At 56.4% G+C, this 16524-nt stretch carries 17 protein-coding genes; 9 read left to right on the plus strand and 8 right to left on the minus strand.

Going from position 1 to position 16524, the window contains the following annotated elements:
* The first annotated feature begins 116 nt into the window (after positions 1-116).
* Positions 117-1079: an integron integrase gene (locus IGS51_RS02015; protein WP_297075384.1), complete on the plus strand. Its 963-nt coding sequence runs from the start codon at positions 117-119 to the stop codon at positions 1077-1079.
* 166 nt (positions 1080-1245) lie between these two features.
* Here the strand turns inward: IGS51_RS02015 and IGS51_RS02020 are convergent, their stop codons facing one another.
* The 3 genes from IGS51_RS02020 to IGS51_RS02030 form a co-directional block, all read right to left on the minus strand.
* Positions 1246-1545 carry a hypothetical protein gene (locus IGS51_RS02020; RefSeq protein WP_297075265.1) on the minus strand — a complete coding sequence of 100 codons (300 nt, stop codon included), beginning with the start codon at positions 1543-1545 and terminating at the stop codon, positions 1246-1248.
* A 438-nt stretch (positions 1546-1983) separates the two neighbouring features.
* Entirely contained in the window at positions 1984-2421 is a 438-nt protein-coding gene (locus tag IGS51_RS02025; protein WP_297075267.1) for a heavy metal-responsive transcriptional regulator, read from the minus strand.
* A gap of 119 nt (positions 2422-2540) precedes the next feature.
* Positions 2541-3248, minus strand: coding sequence for a glutathione binding-like protein (locus IGS51_RS02030; RefSeq protein ID WP_297075268.1), 708 nt, complete (start codon positions 3246-3248; stop codon positions 2541-2543).
* Between the two features lie 315 nt (positions 3249-3563).
* Here IGS51_RS02030 and IGS51_RS02035 point away from each other — a divergent pair, with 315 nt between their 5' ends.
* A complete protein-coding gene (locus tag IGS51_RS02035) occupies positions 3564-4526 on the plus strand; it encodes a glycosyltransferase family 9 protein (protein ID WP_297075270.1) in 963 nt (320 codons plus the stop codon).
* 86 nt (positions 4527-4612) lie between these two features.
* On the opposite strand, the gene rlmN is transcribed toward IGS51_RS02035, so the two are convergent.
* Positions 4613-5803, minus strand: coding sequence for a 23S rRNA (adenine(2503)-C(2))-methyltransferase RlmN (gene rlmN, locus IGS51_RS02040; RefSeq protein ID WP_297075271.1), 1191 nt, complete (start codon positions 5801-5803; stop codon positions 4613-4615).
* Positions 5804-6049: 246 nt separating this feature from the next.
* Here rlmN and mnmA point away from each other — a divergent pair, with 246 nt between their 5' ends.
* The 4 genes from mnmA to IGS51_RS02060 are packed head-to-tail and all read left to right on the plus strand — an operon-like array spanning position 6050 to position 8000.
* Entirely contained in the window at positions 6050-7135 is a 1086-nt protein-coding gene (gene mnmA, locus IGS51_RS02045; protein WP_297075273.1) for a tRNA 2-thiouridine(34) synthase MnmA, read from the plus strand.
* Between the two features lie 26 nt (positions 7136-7161).
* Positions 7162-7389: a hypothetical protein gene (locus IGS51_RS02050; RefSeq protein WP_367279234.1), complete on the plus strand. Its 228-nt coding sequence runs from the start codon at positions 7162-7164 to the stop codon at positions 7387-7389.
* Between the two features lie 24 nt (positions 7390-7413).
* A complete protein-coding gene (locus tag IGS51_RS02055) occupies positions 7414-7635 on the plus strand; it encodes a hypothetical protein (RefSeq protein ID WP_297075275.1) in 222 nt (73 codons plus the stop codon).
* Positions 7635-8000 (plus strand): hypothetical protein, encoded by a 366-nt coding sequence (locus IGS51_RS02060; protein WP_297075277.1) that lies wholly within the window; start codon positions 7635-7637, stop codon positions 7998-8000. The genes IGS51_RS02055 and IGS51_RS02060 overlap by 1 nt, the downstream gene beginning before the upstream one ends.
* A gap of 69 nt (positions 8001-8069) precedes the next feature.
* Here IGS51_RS02060 and IGS51_RS02065 read toward each other — a convergent pair whose 3' ends face one another.
* Positions 8070-9116, minus strand: coding sequence for a dipeptide epimerase (locus tag IGS51_RS02065; RefSeq protein ID WP_297075279.1), 1047 nt, complete (start codon positions 9114-9116; stop codon positions 8070-8072).
* Between the two features lie 30 nt (positions 9117-9146).
* The gene (locus IGS51_RS02070) at positions 9147-9371 is read right to left on the minus strand and encodes a hypothetical protein (RefSeq protein ID WP_297075280.1); all 225 of its coding nucleotides are present in this window, start codon (positions 9369-9371) and stop codon (positions 9147-9149) included.
* A gap of 298 nt (positions 9372-9669) precedes the next feature.
* Here IGS51_RS02070 and IGS51_RS02075 point away from each other — a divergent pair, with 298 nt between their 5' ends.
* Positions 9670-10149 carry a hypothetical protein gene (locus tag IGS51_RS02075; protein ID WP_297075282.1) on the plus strand — a complete coding sequence of 160 codons (480 nt, stop codon included), beginning with the start codon at positions 9670-9672 and terminating at the stop codon, positions 10147-10149.
* A gap of 68 nt (positions 10150-10217) precedes the next feature.
* Here the strand turns inward: IGS51_RS02075 and IGS51_RS02080 are convergent, their stop codons facing one another.
* Positions 10218-13754, minus strand: coding sequence for a response regulator (locus IGS51_RS02080; RefSeq protein ID WP_297075284.1), 3537 nt, complete (start codon positions 13752-13754; stop codon positions 10218-10220).
* A gap of 257 nt (positions 13755-14011) precedes the next feature.
* Here IGS51_RS02080 and IGS51_RS02085 point away from each other — a divergent pair, with 257 nt between their 5' ends.
* Together IGS51_RS02085 and IGS51_RS02090 are read left to right on the plus strand one after the other, a co-directional pair.
* A complete protein-coding gene (locus IGS51_RS02085; RefSeq protein ID WP_297075285.1) occupies positions 14012-14668 on the plus strand; it encodes a GNAT family N-acetyltransferase in 657 nt (218 codons plus the stop codon).
* Between the two features lie 402 nt (positions 14669-15070).
* Positions 15071-15793 carry a hypothetical protein gene (locus tag IGS51_RS02090; protein ID WP_297075286.1) on the plus strand — a complete coding sequence of 241 codons (723 nt, stop codon included), beginning with the start codon at positions 15071-15073 and terminating at the stop codon, positions 15791-15793.
* A gap of 16 nt (positions 15794-15809) precedes the next feature.
* Here IGS51_RS02090 and IGS51_RS02095 read toward each other — a convergent pair whose 3' ends face one another.
* The gene (locus IGS51_RS02095) at positions 15810-16100 is read right to left on the minus strand and encodes a DUF2470 domain-containing protein (RefSeq protein WP_297075287.1); all 291 of its coding nucleotides are present in this window, start codon (positions 16098-16100) and stop codon (positions 15810-15812) included.
* Between the last annotated feature and the right edge of the window lie 424 nt (positions 16101-16524).

Below are 16524 nucleotides of genomic sequence, written 5' to 3' on the forward strand. Positions count from 1 at the left end.
CGTATAATATCTGCCCCAGGGTAATTAGACCGACATTTTCCGTATATTTTCAGAATCGGATTTTCAAAGAGGTGTCGTATTTTTTGATACATCAGGGTCTATATGTACTATCAGAGATGTCCTCTCAGCCTAAGTTGTTTGACCAGATTCGCAGCGTGCTTCGCCGCAGGCATTATTCCTACAAGACCGAAAAGAGCTACATTTACTGGGTCAGGCAGTTTGTCGCTTTTCACGGCATGAAGTCTCCAAGAGAGATGGGTGCATCAGAAGTCGAAGCTTTTCTCACGCACCTGGCAGTGCATCAACAGGTCGCGCCTTCTACGCAGAATCAGGCATTTAGCGCATTGCTGTTTTTGTATCGCGAGGTCTATCAGCGCGACACAAACTGGAACTTGGACGCAGAACGAGCAGTTCCAAAACGCTATTTGCCGACTGTCCTCACCCAAGAAGAAGTGCAGGCAATTTTGCAAAACATTCCTGGTGTTTATCAACTGGTTGTAAAAGTACTTTACGGGAGTGGGCTACGCCTCAGTGAAGGCTTGCAGCTTCGGGTCAAAGATCTTGATTTTGCCCAGCGTCAGATTGTGTTAAGAGATACAAAAGGGCGAGAAAGTCGCGTGACGATGCTACCCGATAGCCTCGTTGATCCTCTTCAGCAGCATCTTCAGTGGGTCAAGCGGATTTATCGACAAGACTTGGAGCAAGGCTATGGGTTGGTGCGCTTGCCCTATGCGTTGCAAAGGAAGTATCCCAATGCAGAACGGGAGTGGGTCTGGCAGTATGTGTTTCCGGCTTTTTCGCGGGCGCTTGGTCGAGAAGATGGTGTAGTGCGTCGGCACCATTTGCATGAAAGTGGTGTTCAAAAAGCAGTGAAGCAGGGAGTAAGAGTCGCTGGAATTCAAAAACGAGTCAGTTGTCATACGTTTCGCCATAGTTTTGCGACGCATTTGCTACAAAATGGCTACGATATCCGTACTGTGCAAGAATTGTTGGGTCACAAAGATGTGAAAACGACGATGATTTATACCCATGTGCTAAATCGGGGTGGGCGAGGAGTGCGGAGTCCGCTGGATGGATGAGTGAGCAAAGCGCTCTAGGGGCGATCGCCCTTGAATTTTAGATTGAGGATTTTGGGTTTTGGATTGAGCGATCGCCCCTCCAAAATCCAAAACTCAAGAGCGATCGCCCTCCAGAACTCCGACTTTTGGGATAAGTCGGAGTTCTGCTGTGTTAGCTCACTGATTCTTACTCATTGCCAGCGGCATCGAGGCGCACGTCGCGATGCAGATAGCGCAGCACCTCGCCGGATTGGTGGAGGTTGATGACGATGCCGTGTTGCGGGAGTTGCAGCGGGCGAGTCCACTCAAAGCGCTCGGCGTAGTGCAACAAATGCAGACGATCGATCGCCATTTGGGCATCTTCGGGCTGGCCGACGATGTAGTGGCGCAGGCGGCGATGGCGCGGCAGCTCGCAGGTGAGCGGCGGCAGCGAAAACTGGGTCGCCTCCGAGAATGGGGACGACCAGACATATTGAATTGGGAACATTTGGGGTTTCCTCCTGTGGAAACGAGGTAGGGAAACCCCGAAAAGTTGGCCGCCCATAGACGTGAAGCGCTGGAGACAGGGCGGCCTAAAATGGACGCAGCCCTGAGACAGGCTGTAGCTGTCGAGGGGTCAGGTGTTGGTAGATGGTGCAAACATCTACCAGCGCCGTAAATGACCAAACGACCAAAATTTCGGGGAGAAAGTTAGGCTGCGCTGACTTGGGAATCATTACAGCTTGATGGACGATTGTAGTAGATGCGATCGCCCGCGTCAATCATCCGCATCAGTTACCCGCGTCAATGACTCGGCGCAAGCAAGATGCGGTTGTCGTGGTTGGCGCTTGCAACTGGGCAGGCAATGCAACAAGACAAAAGTACAAAGCCAGCCCTACTGTAGAAACACCTGTTCCCCGGTTTGCCCATTGAGGATGCCAGTTTTTCATGAGTGGTGTGTTTTCCTGACCTGACTCTGCTCGATGATAGGGCAGATTGTTTCGGCAGAAGCTGTCGGCATCGCCTGCCAGCCCGACAGCAGCCCGCCCAATTCCTGCTTGAGGATTTGGAGCTGCTGAATCTGCTGCTCGATTTCGTTTAACTTATCTTCGAGCTTGGTGCGGATCTGGCTACAGGGTAAGTTACCCTGGTCATGCACTGTCAGAAACTCTTTGATTTCTACCAGGCTCAACCCCAGGCTTTGGGCGCGTTTGATAAACCGCAGCCGCCCCAACACCTCTGGGCCAAACAGGCGATAGTTACTCTTCGTTCTGCCAGAAGTTTTCAGCAGACCCAGCTCGTCATAATAGCGAATGGTCTTGATGGGCAGCCCACTTGCTTTGGCGACTTCACCAATCCGCATCGATTTTTCTTGCGTTAGCATACTCGACTCCGCAAAATCCGTAGCTCTATTGTAAACTCTCTAGTTGGCTGGAGATGCAAGGGTGTTGGGGGGCTGGCGGCTCGTGAGCCTCGCCGAACGAGGTGGTGGGGGGGGGGGGTTTATTCGGTGGGCGGCTGGAGCGAGGCGGCGGTTTGCCCAAAGAGAATTTTGCGGCTTTCGTCGTTGACGGTGGGCATGTTGCTAAAGGGCTGCCCCCGTTCGTAGGCGCGGATCACGGCAGGGCGATCGCGCATGGTTTCAAACCAGCGCTTCAGGTGGGGAAAGTCCTCCAGGTTTTGCTGCTGCCGCTCGTAGGGCACGATCCAGGGGTAGCACGCCATATCTGCGATGGAATAGTCCCCCGCGATGTATTCGCGCCCCTGGAGCTGTCGATCGAGTACGCCGTAGAGCCGATTGGTTTCGTTGACGTAGCGGGCGATCGCATAGGGAATTTTTTCTGGCGCGTACTGCGAAAAGTGATGGTTTTGCCCCGCCATCGGCCCCAGCCCGCCCATCTGCCAAAATAGCCACTCGGTGACGGTCTTGCGCCCTCGCAGGGTGTTCGGCAGAAATAGCCCTGTCTTTTCCGCCAGATACAGCAAAATCGCCCCCGATTCAAACACCGAAATCGGCTCGCCGCCATCGGCCGGAGTTGGGTCGATAATGGCAGGCATCCGATTATTGGGCGCAATTTTCAAAAAATCGGGCTTGAACTGATCCCCCGCGCCGATATTGACGGGCACAATGCGATAGTCCAGCGCTGCTTCTTCCAAAAAGATAGTGATTTTGTGTCCGTTTGGGGTCGGCCAATAGTAGAGGTCAATCATAAATTTTGGATTTGCGATTTTGAATTTGCGATTTTGTGCGATTTTAGATTGCCGAGTCGAGCTTCTGGGGGCTTCTGGTAGTTTCATTCGGAACGCTACATCAAGCGCCACATTAGGAGAACTAATGCGACATATGCGACATGAAGAACTACAGTGATCGAGGCGGGTGCGCTTGCAAATTCCGCTCCATTCTAGAAGACGCGGCGCGTGTCTGGGTTTGCTCAAACTCTAGTGTGACTCCGATGCTCTGGATACGATCGCCCCTTGCCGTCTTGCTGTAAGCTTTTGGGGGAGATGTATGAGTAACCAAGTGGTATGAGAGTTGTGGCCCTTGTTCCGGGGGGAATTGGCGACCAGATCCTGTTCTTCCCCACCCTGGACGACCTGAAGCAAGCCTATCCCAATGCGGAGATTGATGTGGTGGTGGAACCCAGGGCAACAAGCGCCTACCGGGTCAGCAAGTCAGTCAGCGATGTGCTGTCGTTTGACTTCAAAGACAACAACAGCCCAGCGGATTGGGCAAACCTGCTGGGCGTATTGCGCGATCGCTCCTACGACGTAGCCCTTTCCTTGGGGCAGCGCTGGGGCGTGGGGCTGCTGCTGTGGCTGACGGGTACACCCAAGCGCATTGGCTATCAGAGCGGTTCGAGCGGTCTGTTTCTCACCGATGCAGTGCCGCTTAACACCGACCAGTATGCGGCTGCGATGTACCACGATCTGCTGAAGGGGCTAGGCATCGACACGCCCTGCCCCGATCCGTCCATCAGCATTCCCAAAAAAGACCTGGACTGGGCCGAGGCCGAGCGGGCGCGGCTGGGACTGGGCAGCGGCGGCTATGTGCTGATCCACGGCGGCTCTAGCCAGCTTGCCAAAGCTAAGGGTATCGACAAGATCTATCCCGTCGAAAACTGGCAGGCGATTATTCAAGACTTTCAGACCAAGCAGCCCGACCTGCCGATCGTGGTGGTGCAGGGTCCCGAAGACGAGGCGTTTGTGGCGACGTTGGCTCAGGCAGCCCCCGGCATCAAAATCACCTCGCCGCCGGACATTGGCAAACTAGCCGCCATGATTGCCGGGGCAAACCTGATGCTCTGCACCGACAGCGCCCCCATGCACCTAGCCGTGGCGCTGAAGGTCTTCACCCTCGCCCTGTTTGGCCCCACCGATCCCGAAAAGCTGCTGCCCAAGAGCGATCGCTTCGCAGGCATCAAATCTCCCACAGGCAACATGGCTGATATTGACCCGAAGACGGTGTTGAGCAAGGTGTGGGGAGGTTGAGGGAAAAACGAAAGAATGAAGAACGAAGAACGAAACCTCTTCTCTCTTCGTTCTTCGTTCTTCCCTCTTCTTTCTTTCCTCTTCCCCTACCCCCTCCTGGCCCGCAACTGCCCGCAGGCCGCATCCGCCTCTAGCCCGCGAGAATAGCGGACGCTGACGGCGATGTGATGATCCTGGAGCGATCGCACGAATGCTTTAATCCGCCGCTCGTCGGGGCGCTGATAATCGACTTCGCTGATGGGGTTGTAGGGAATCAGATTGACGTGGCTCTGGAAGCCGCGCAGGTGGTGCGCCAATTCTTCTGCGTGTTCAGGTTCGTCGTTCATCCCTGCCAGCAGGATGTACTCAAACGTGACGCGCCGCCCGGTTTCCTGCACATAGTCGCGGCATTCGTCGAGCAGCGCTTCTAGGGGATAGTGCCTAGCGCTGGGAATCAGGGCTTCTCGCGTCGCCTGGTTGGAGGCGTGTAGGCTGACGGCCAGCGTCACTTGCAGTTTGTGTTGCGCCAGACGGCGGATGTGGCCGGGAATGCCCACGGTGGAAACGGTCATGGTGCGCTGGCTAATGCCTACGTCGGTATTGAGCGATCGCACGGCCGCCAGCACATTGTCCGTATTCAGCAGCGGCTCGCCCATGCCCATAAACACGATATTGCTGACCCGCTGCCCAAAGTCTTCCTGCACCGTCAGCACCTGGTCGATGATTTCGTGCGCCGCCAGATTTCGCAAAAAGCCGCCCTTGCCCGTGGCGCAAAAGTCGCAGGCCATGGGACAGCCCACCTGGGAGGAGACGCAGACCGTCAGCCGCGAGAGGGGAGCCGGGGATCTGAGGTGTTGAGGCTCGGAAGTCCCCCTTGTTTCTAGCGAAGCGGCGTGCAAGCGCGGGGATTTAGGGGGATCAAGCGGGCTGGCATAGGTCGGCATCCCGACGGTTTCAATGATGTGCCCATCGCCCAGGCGCAGGAGAAACTTCACCGTGCCGTCTGGAGCCGTGGCGCGATAGTGGACGTGCGATCGCCCGATGGGATAGTCTGCCACCTCGGCCCGCCACGCCTTGGGAAACACGGTCACCTCCGAGAGCGATCGCGCTCCCCGCTGATAGAGCCATTGATAAAGCTGCTTGCCGCGATAGGCCGGCTGGCCCTGCTGCTGCACCCACGCGGTCAACTGGTCGAGGGATTGCCCCAAGAGCGGCGGCTGGGGGCGATCGCTCGTTGCAGATGTCGCCGAGGGCGGGTCAGTGGGTAGTGCGGAGGGTTCGGAATGGGTTTGTGGCATGGGACAGCGGGGTGCAGCAAGTTGGCAAGCAAGTTAGCAAGATTGGGCAAGATCTCGCGAGATCTTTATTATCGCTTGGTGCGTTTGCGGATCGCGTGGCGTTTAGGATTGCTTGGGCGTTGCAAGATGGGCGATCGCCCCAATCGCACCGTTTCGCTTCAAACCAGCCACCTAGCGTTTTGGACTAGAATTTAAAGGCTGTCAAGCCCGATATTTTTTACGCCCTTCTCACCCGCATATCCAAGCATGACCAAAATTGTTGTCGGCCTCTCCGGCGGCGTAGACAGTTCCACCGCTGCTGCCATCTTGCACCACCAAGGCTATGAGGTGGTGGGCGTGACACTGTGGCTAATGAAGGGCAAAGGTCAGTGCTGCTCGGAGGGCATGGTGGACGCGGCGCGGCTGTGTGAGGAACTGGAAATCCCGCATCACATTGTCGATAGCCGGGATCTGTTTCAGGAAAATATTGTGGATTATCTGGTGGAAGGCTATGGCGCGGGTATTACGCCCCTGCCCTGTTCGCAGTGCAACCGGGCGGTGAAGTTTGGCCCGATGCTGCGCTATGCAAAAGAGGAACTGGGCATCGACGCGATCGCCACAGGCCACTATGCCCGCATTCGCCACAACCCCGAAACTGGGCGCTATGAGCTACGCCGCGCCGCAGACCTGAGCAAAGACCAGTCCTACTTTCTCTATGACCTGCCGCAAGACGTGCTGGCCCACGTCCACTTTCCCCTGGGCGACCAGACCAAGACCGAAACGCGCCGGGTGGCTGCTGAGTTTAACCTGCACACCGCCGAAAAACCAGAAAGCCAGGACTTGTGCCTGATTGAGGCGCACGGCTCCATGCGCGACTTTTTAGACAAATACCTGGCTCCTAAACCGGGCGATATTGTCGATCAGTCGGGTCGTGTGCTGGGTCAACACGACGGCATTCACCACTACACCATCGGTCAGCGCCGGGGCATCGGGGTTGCGGCAGCGGAACCGCTGTACGTCGTGGGCATTGACGTAGGGCGGAATCGGGTGATTGTGGGCGATCGCGCTAGTGTTCATCAGCCAGAATGCACCGTGCAGCGGGTGAACTGGGTGTCGATTGCCGCGCCCAGCGGCCCGATTCGCGCCTTTGTGCAGCCCCGCTATCGCGCCACGCCCGTCCCTGCCACGCTCGTCCCGCTCAACGACGACGCAAGTCGCCTGAAAATCACCTTCGACGAGCCGCAGTTTGGCATTACCCCAGGGCAAGCGGCCGTGTGGTATGACGGCGACGGGCAAGACGCGGCCAGGGGCGATCGCGTCTTGGGCGGCGGCATCATCGAAGTGCAGCCTTGATCCCTGAACCTAGCAGAATCTTGGCGATGGCGCGGGAAGATTGGCAAACGGATGAAGATCGAATGATTGCTCACCTGGAGGCTCACCGAGATTTGATCATGTGGGTCATCGGACAGTTGAGAGCAGAGGGCATTTCCTGCGATCGCACAACAGGCAACGATCCGCATGGAGATATTCTCTACTATCATGCTGAAGATGAATCAAAGGTCAAAGCCATCGTCCGACAGATGAATGCTAAATGGAACTCGCTTTGAGCTAGTTCAGCGTAAAACTTGTAGATGCCTTACATTGAAATCAAAACCCGAAGGCAAATTGACTCAGCGCTGGCGCGGAAGATTGTGAATAAGGGAAATATCTCGGCAGTATTAACAACAGGGTTGATTACCAAGCCCACCAAAGCGCTGTTTGATCAGTACGACATTGCCTATGCGGAAAACATTCCAGATACAGTTTTTAGCAATTCTGAACCGTTGGAGTCCGAATCATCGGAGGAAGACTGATGCTGGACATCTCATTCTATTCACAGGCCCATGAAATTGCTGAGGTCGTGGAAGTTCCTCAGAATTTTTATCAATGGCTAGCCCAGTCAGAATTCTCTAAAATCGGCAAATCTGAAGATAGAACCATGCGAGGGGACGGAGAGGAAGTCACCGTCCTGGTCGTTGATCTAGAAGGTGAAACTCGTAGAAAGTTGAGTAATTTTTTGAGAGATGAGATTGTTCGAGAAAGCGATGATTTAGTTCGCGTTTTGGGTGACCTCTCTTCCAAAGAGCAGTATTTAGAGGCTTCTGCTAGACTCAAGCTTCTACAAGCTCTGAGAAAGTGTGTAGAAAATGAGCGCTTCAAATATCTGAGTCGGTTGTGAGGCGATCGCCCGTGCCATTAGCCGACTGCTGGATGGATGGAGTATTCAGCCTGTTGATCCTTAACCTGTTTAGTTAGTACGAACCACGCCCAGCCCAGGGCGATCGCCCGGTATCAGCCGTCCTTCCTGCATCTCTGCACCGAGAAACGGGTCATCCAGCAGGTTCAGGTGGCTATCGAGATCGACGTGGGTCGCAAAGGGCGTGAGGTGGGCGGCGGCGGTGTTGGCCAGCGTGCTGTCAGAATAGCAGCCAAACATCAGTTGCAAGCCGTGAGCTTGGGCCGTATGTATCATTGCCAGCGCTTCGCTCAGCCCGCCCGCTTTCATGAGCTTGATATTAATGCCGTGGACGCGATCGCCCAGTTTGGGAATATCGGTGCGGTCAAAGCAGCTTTCATCGGCAAACAGCGGCAGCGGCGACTCGCGGTAGAGCTTTGGCAAATCGGCTTCTTGTCCCGGTGCGAGCGGCTGCTCTAGATAGGAGACCCCGCGCTCTGCCAGCCAGTGACTCATGGCGATCGCCCCTGGCAAATCCCAGCCCCCGTTGGCATCCACGCTCACCTTTGCGCCCGTCGGCACGTCTTGCAGCACCGCCGAAAACATAGCGCGGTCGGCTTCCAGCCCCGCCGGACTGCCCAGCTTGATTTTCACCGCGTGAACCTGGGTTAGCTCCAGCCAGCCCCGGAGTCGCTGCTGAGCGGCCTCCGGCGTGTTGATGCCAATGGTAACGGAGGTGGGCACGATGCGATCGCGCTCCAATCCCCATAGCTTCCACAGCGGCAGCCCCGCTTGTTTGCCGAGCCAGTCGTGCAGCGCCAGATCCAGCGCAGTCCGGGCGGCCGAGGGCAGGTGCAGTTCCTCCAGACGAGCGGCGATCGCCTGCTGGTCGTAGGGCGTATAGTCTGCCAGATGTGGCGCGGCGGCTTCTAGGGCGGCGGCGCTCGTGCTGGTCGTCTGGGGCGATCGCCCAGCGGCAAACGGCGACGCTTCGCCCCAGCCTTCAATCCCATCGTGTTCCAAGATTAGCCACAGGTTCGTGCTTTCGGCCGTCGTTCCCCGGCTAATGGTGAGCGGCACTCGCTTATGGACGGTAAACGGCTGAACCCGAATCTGCATGTGATGAGGGGTCTCAAAATTGCGTCAGGATTAGGTCGAGCCGACTTCCTCCTCTGCTCTTTCTAACATATTGTCTTGAAGCTGCTGTTCGTGGAGTCGCTGCTCGGTCAGCGCTTCTCTCGCTTGTTCGGCAATCTGGGAACCGCCATCTGCCGCTAGTTCTGCTTCGGCGCGTTCTAGCATGGTGTCTTGCAGGTGTTCGGCGTGCTGGCGCTGCTGGGCCAGGCGTTCGCGGGCCTGATGATCAATGCTCATAGGAAAATCCTCCAGTGTGTACTCTAACCAGATGTACGCTGAGATGTAGCGTTCGAGTTCGAGCATGGAAGCGAATTCAGCCGTCTACTTTCCTTGTACTTTGATTGAGGGGCTGAAACCTCAAAACGTAACCAAAGTTACGATTGTAGCGATCGCCCGCCTTGAGACACCAAACATCCTGCAACCTCGTTCGCCCTCACTTCAGCCCGTTCATAGCCTCTTGGCCCATGCCCCGCCCGCAAGCCCAAAGTCCTGCCCCTGGCATACTCTCCAGTTAATCTCCAGTCAATCTCCAGTAATGAGCAGCTTTCCCCCTCCCCCCGCCCAAACCCGTCTCGAAATTTTGCAGCGCTTCCGGGTTTCCTACCTGTGGTGGACGCTGCTTTTTGCTGCGCTGGCGATCGTCGCCATTGCCTGGAGATGGAGTCGGGGCACAGATTTTGCCAATGGTGTGCCCTTTCGCCAATCGGTGCCCATGCTTCTGGCGGCCGCCGGCCTGGTCAACGGCATCTCGTTCTATTTCCAAAATCGCTATGTGCGCCACCTGCTAAAACAGCCCAATATTGCCCAAACGTTTCACCTCGGCCGCTTCACGCTGCGGTTCTACGCGATTAACCTGGCGGTTGCGCTGGCGCTGTCGATTCTTGGGTTTTATCCGCTGCTGGTGCTGCTGTTCTTTTACTGGATCTACCCGATGATGGTCTGGCTGATTCCCTATCACCTGATCACAGGCGCAATTTTGGGACGAGAAATTCAGCAAGGCCTGGGGCGATTTTAGATCTTGGCTGGGCGATTCTAGATAGGCGATTTTGGATAGGCGATTTTGGCTGGGCGGCTTGGATTGCCTTATTCTTGTGTCTTGGCGATCGCCTCATCTAGGTGATCGATGCGAATGGCGAAGGTCAGCACAGTCTCATCTACGCCCTTGAGTTCCAGCGGGCTGAACTTGGTAATCGTGTGCTGATCCAGGTAATCGGCCACGGCAGCAGACACCAGAATCGTATCGGGTTCGGCGGCTTCCTGGATGCGGGCAGCAATGTTGACACTGGGGCCGATAGCAGTGTAGTCGGTGCGTTCGGAGCCGCCGAACATGCCGACGACGGCCGTTCCCTGGTGGATGCCGCAGCGAAACTGGACGCGGCTGATGCCCTGAGCCTGCCAGCGCTCGTTGAGCTTATCAAGGGTGCGATACATTTGCTGGGCAGCGGCGATCGCCCGCTTCACCTGCTCGTTGGGGCTGATTTCCTCTGGCGCACCAAAGATCGCCAAAATCGCATCGCCCATGAACTTATCAACCGTGCCGCCATGCTCAAAAATGGCGTGGGTCATTTCGGTCAGATACTCGTTCAGCAGTTCGGCCACCCGGCGCGATCGCAGCGTGTTGGAAAGCTGCGTAAACCCGATAATGTCGCTAAACAGAACCGTAATCATGCGCGGTTCCGGCCGCAAATCCAGCGCCAGGTTGCCCCGTGCCGCTTTTTCCACCAGCGACGGCGGCAAAAATCGCTTCAGCACCGATTCCGTCAGATAGGTATTTAGCTCCGCCACGCGCCGTTCGCTCTCTTTCAGCGCCAGCAGGTTCCGCACCTCGGCCACCAGTTCTCGCGCATTAAACGGCTTAGAAAGATAGCCGTCGGCTCCCTTTTCGGCTCCTTCAATGCGGGTTTCTTCGTCAGCTTTGGCCGTCACCAGCACAACGGGCGTGCCCTTCAGGTCATCATCCTGGCGCACCATCTGGATTAACTCCAGCCCCGACACCAGCGGCATCATCAGATCCGTCAGGATCAGTTGGGGACGATGCACCTGCGCCGTCATAAAGCCTTCGGCTCCGTTGCGGGCGGTGATCACCTGATAGCCCGCCTGTTGCAACACACTGGACACGTAGCCGCGCATATCGGCGTTGTCGTCTACCACCAAGACTGTGCTTTGTGAAGTGGCCGCAGTTTGGGCGAGGGGCAGCGACTCTAGGGCCGGTGCGCCCGTGATCTGGGTCGGGGGAGCGCTGGGGGAAGGGGCGATCGCCACGGGTCGCTGTTCTGCATCTTGGGCAAGCGCTAAATCACCCTCAATATCCGCCAGTTCCACCGTAGAGCGGCTATGCTCCAACTCAGCGGGAATCTCGATCACCTGATCCGACGGCAGATGGGTCAGTCCGGTTTGCAGCCACACGATAAAGGACGTGCCCTCGCCATAGACCGATTCCACCGTCACCTGGCCGCCGTGCATTTCGACCAGTTCCTTCACCAGCGCCAGTCCCAGACCGCTGCCCTCATAGCTGCGGCTAGCGGAACCGTCGGCCTGGCGGAACCGCTCAAACAAATGAGGAATCTGGTCAGCACGGATGCCGATGCCCGTATCCTGCACCCGAATCTGGCAATGATCCCCTGCTGGAGCCACGGTGACGGTAATCGTGCCGCCCGACGGCGTGAACTTCATGGCGTTCGACAGCAGGTTGTATAGCACCTTGTCGAACTTTTCGACATCCAGGTACACCGAGGGACACGGCTCTAGGTGCGTAATCAGGTGAATCTGCTTCTTTTCACAATAGGGGCGGAAGCTGTCGATGATCTGGCTGGCAAAGTCGCGCAGGTCGCAGGGGCGGAAGCTAGGCTGCATTCGTCCCGCATCGAGCCGCTGGAGATCGAGCAGTTGGTTCACCAATCGCAGCAGACGGCGCGAGTTTCGCAGGGCAATTTGCGACTGCTCGAAGCTGAGACCCTGCTGCTGGGACACGGCCGACTCTAGCGGGCCGATGGTGAGGGTCAGCGGGGTGCGAAATTCGTGGGATACGTTCTGGAAAAACTCGGTTTTCTGGCGATCGAGTTCCAAAAGCTGTTCTGCTTGCTGGCGCGTTTTTTGATAGAGACGAGACTGCTGCACGGCGATCGCCGCCTGCACTGCCACAGCCTGGGCCAGTTCAATCTCATCTGCCGACCACTGGCGAGGCTGGTGCATCTGGCGCAGCGAAATACTGCCGATAATCTGGCCATCGCTGAGCAGCGGCACGACCAGCAGGGCACGGGCGGGCGATCGCAGCGGCAGGTCAGGGACATTTAGCTCTGGATGCTGGCTGAGATCGTTGATCACCACGGGAGCCTGGGTAGACAGCAGCCGTTGCAGCACGGGATTGCCCGAAATGGGAACCAACGACAGCGGCAACTGGTGGCGCGAACTAGGATCACTCCGCCCCCATTCATCCAGCGGCAGCCCAGAAGACACTTCCTTTCCATCGTGGGTGAGTTCGTGTAGCCCTACGCACTGCACAAACTCGTTGCCCTCTGTCCACAGCGACAGGGCACAGCCATCCGCATGAATGGCCTGCCCCAGCTTTTGGGTAATGGCAGAGAAAATATCCTGGGGATCGAGGCTGGAGCGGATGGCAGTGGTGATCGTGTTCACAAGCGCTTCTCGACGGGCGAGCGATCGCACCTGTTCGTAAGCCTTGGCCTGCGACAGTGCCAGGGCCGCCTGATCCGACACCATCACCACCAGTTGCACCTCGTCGTCTTGCCAGGTGCGCGGCGTTTCGCACTGGTGCAGCGCCAGCACTGCCATCAGCTCTTGCTGACAGATCAGCGGCACCACCAGGCTAGAGGCAATGTTAGCAGCGCGATAGGCCTGCTGTCCGGCTTCGGTAGGGCAGGTGGCCAGCAGTTCCGCTTCGGCGCGGGCATCGTAGATTATCTGCACGTCTCGCGTTTCCCAGACGGTGTGGGCGAGGCTGCTGACATCATCCAGTCGGTGGGCCAGGTCGGTGTGTTCCTCGGCTTCGGTGACGCTGCGAGAGCGATAGACAAACACCTCGCTCCCCAGGCGGTTATCGTGAACCGGCCGCAGCAGGCAGCAGTCCACCTCAAACATGTGGCCGACGGTTTCCACAATGGTTTGCAGGATCTGCCGATAGTTCAACGCTCCACGAATGGTATTGGTGACGGCATTCAGCAAAGATTCCTGACGGAGCGATCGCTGCAATTCCTGAGTGCGAGCTTTCAGGACATTGTGCGTGTCCACGGCTTGCCGCACCACGCCCTTCAGTTCCTCATCGTCCCAGGGCTTGGTGACATACTTGAAGACCTTGCCGGAGTTGATGGCTTCGACCAGATCCTCCACATCGGTATAGCCCGTGAGGATAATCCGGATAATGTCCGGGTACTGGGTTGCGGTCAGGCTCAGGAATTCTGTACCGCTCATAGACGGCATCCGCTGGTCGGAAATGATTACCGCCACGCCACCTTCGCTGGCCAGAATGTTGAGCGCTTCTGGCCCGCTCTCTGCCCGCAGCACTTTGTACTCGCGGTGAAAGGTGCGATAGAGCAGGTCTAAATTATCGGGTTCGTCATCGACGACCAGAATCTTGGGCTTGTTGGGATCTATCGCCGCCATGCATCGCGCTCCTGACGGGAGTTCATCGCTCTCAAAGGACGGCTAGAAATAATGTGCCGCATAGAATTCAACGTGCTGCCAAACTGTGAACACCAAATGCACCACGGACTTACCTGATTCTTAGCGTTCCCAATCTAGCAATAGATGTAACTGTAAACACTAGACGCGCAATAGTGGGGGAATACTGATACAAGGCAGATGGGACGAGGCAGAATAGATGCGACCCGTTTTCGCTCGTTCTAGAATGGGGAGATGCAGTGATTACGGGCATGGCCGTGGGTCGAGACGTGTTTTTATCGGCGTTGCTGGCTGGGTGGATGGGTAAGCTTCGTGGGATACCCCAAGTAGATGAACCTGGAACGATCTTAATCCGGACGGCGCGATCGCGCGACCTACCTGATCTAGCCGAGGTGCTGGCGAGCAGTTTTCACAATCCAGACGGGGTGCTGGGCTGGGCCTATCCGCTGTTTCGAGCGGGTATTTTGGACGATTTGCGCGGCCGGCTGCATCGCAAAACGCCGCACTATACCTGCCTGGTCGCCGTTGAGCAGCACGGCAGCGACGACACCCTGACCGAGCGCGTAGTGGGCACGCTGGAAATGAATCTGCATCGTCCTGCATTTTGGAAAGGGGTGGGCGATCGCTATCTCTATATTTCCAACCTAGCGGTGCGGTCGGGCTATCGGCGGCGGGGCATTGCGCTGCAACTGCTGCAAGCGTGCGATCGCATTGCGGTCGAGTGGGGCTTTGCAGCACTCTATTTGCACACGCTGGAAAACAATACAGCAGCCCGACTGCTGTATGAAAAGGCGGGCTATCACGTCAGTAAATCTGAGTGGAATCCGTTCACTTGGGCAATGGGGCAACCCCAGCAGCTTTTCTTACAAAAACGCCTGTCACAACCACAGGGATAGGTCAAAGCCACAGGGATAGAACTTATAGAATGTATTGAGTAAATGCATCGCATCAGTTCAACCATCGGTTCTACCTTCAGTTCTATGCCAGCGGAGAGCTGCCGATCGCAACGGTGGAACAATCTGCACTTCTTGACATCTTTGCACTTCTTGACATCTTTAAAGTTTACCGGCTGAGCTGCGATCGCCCGGCCAATCCGGCGCGATTAAGGACTATGAGGACTTTTCAGGGGAGTTGGCTGGACAGCGCTAACGCAACTTTACGAGAGGTTTAAATTGTCGCATCCAACTTTTACTGGGGCTTTATAAAGCTATTGTGGGTTCCGATGCGTTCTGGATTTGCTGCCCTTAGAATTAACTCTAGACATGGACTGCCGTCTGTCCTAAGAGCTTCGTGGGAACATGCTAGATACCGCTAAAGGGAACCGTCAAGAGTCTGCTGCTATCAGCGATCGCGATTTACACCATTCATCCCCTCGCCTCACAACTCAGCAGAACGGGTTGCTGGACAACACGGAGATTTCTCAGCCTATTGCGAAGGGCGATCGCACAAATCCCACAGGTTCAGACTATTCTTCTAAAGAGAGCCTCCAATCGTCCTCTGGCTCGGCCTTGGCTGAGCGATCCCCTAGCGAATCCGCTGCGAACACCTCCGTGCAAATTATTGACTGCACAAATCCAGACGAGATTTTGCGCTACATCCAACAAGGGCGCGTGCTTGCGGTCAATAAGCGCAGGCGCAACGGACTCGTTCTCTACAAACAGTTCCACGCTGAGTTCGCTGGGCCTGGCGCAGCGGTCGGTGGCGTGTTTGATGCAGACTGCAAGAAGGTGATCCCGGTGGGTAACTTGTCGCTGGTGGCTCCAGAAACCCACGAAGAGCGCCAAGAAGCGTACCTAATTCGGCGACAGTGGATTCGCCTGACGCAGCAGTTTACCGACACCTCCGAGGCAATTCAGCGGGCCAAAAAGATTTTGAACCAGTTTGAAACCTACTTCGATGCGCCTACTATTGCTCGCATTCCTGACGAATCTTTCGCGCTGATGGTCGGTGTCATGCCCAGCACCGTTCGCCTGGCCCGCCGCCCCCCGGCTGGCAAAGTCAGCGTTAAGGTGCGGGGCTAGCAGGCGCAGTGCCCCCTCATTCTCCGGGTGTCTGCGATCGCGCTTGGCGAACCATTGCAATCAGCGTTTGATGCGCGTCTTCCGAGTCTTGCAGCGGATGGTCAAAGGTGACGCGCACAGGGATTGCTGTCCCCGCTTGTTCCGCTTCTAGTGTCATGCCCTCCGGGTCAATCGACACCATTTTCGCCGCCGTGGCCGCCACTGCCCCGCCGTAGACCTTGGCATAGAGCAACACCGCGTCGGCGTGGTCTTCGTTCATGTGCTTGCAAATGCGATCGCTGATTGCGGGAGAAAGGATGTCGGCCATGAGAGGTTATGGGGGTTGGAGGGTTAAAACAGCGCGTGTGGAATAGGAAAAACTGGCTCAAAGGTTCTTGTTTCCTCAAGGGTTCCTTATCAGGGAGGATTGAGGAAATTGGCTTGCAGCCAATAGATTAAGACATAGATTTAATTGAAGACGCAGAATTGAAGACGCAAACAAGCTAAGACGCAGACAAGCCACCCCCCAAAAAGAATATACCCAGCCGAAACAGGCTACTGGCAATAAACGCCAACAGCATGAACATAATCACCACATTCACCACGTTGCGAACAGACTGCATAGGCGTTCCACCCCTCACATAGGGTGCGTAGACGTTGGACTTTAATCAGGATTCAGGAGTTCGGGTTCAAGGTTCAATCGCGGGGTTTGGATGGTTTCCAAGTTCTTTCCAGCAAACCTCTAGCGACCG

Origin of the sequence: Thermoleptolyngbya sp. M55_K2018_002, from assembly GCF_015295965.1 — a bacterium.
Classification (GTDB): domain Bacteria; phylum Cyanobacteriota; class Cyanobacteriia; order Elainellales; family Elainellaceae; genus Thermoleptolyngbya; species Thermoleptolyngbya sichuanensis.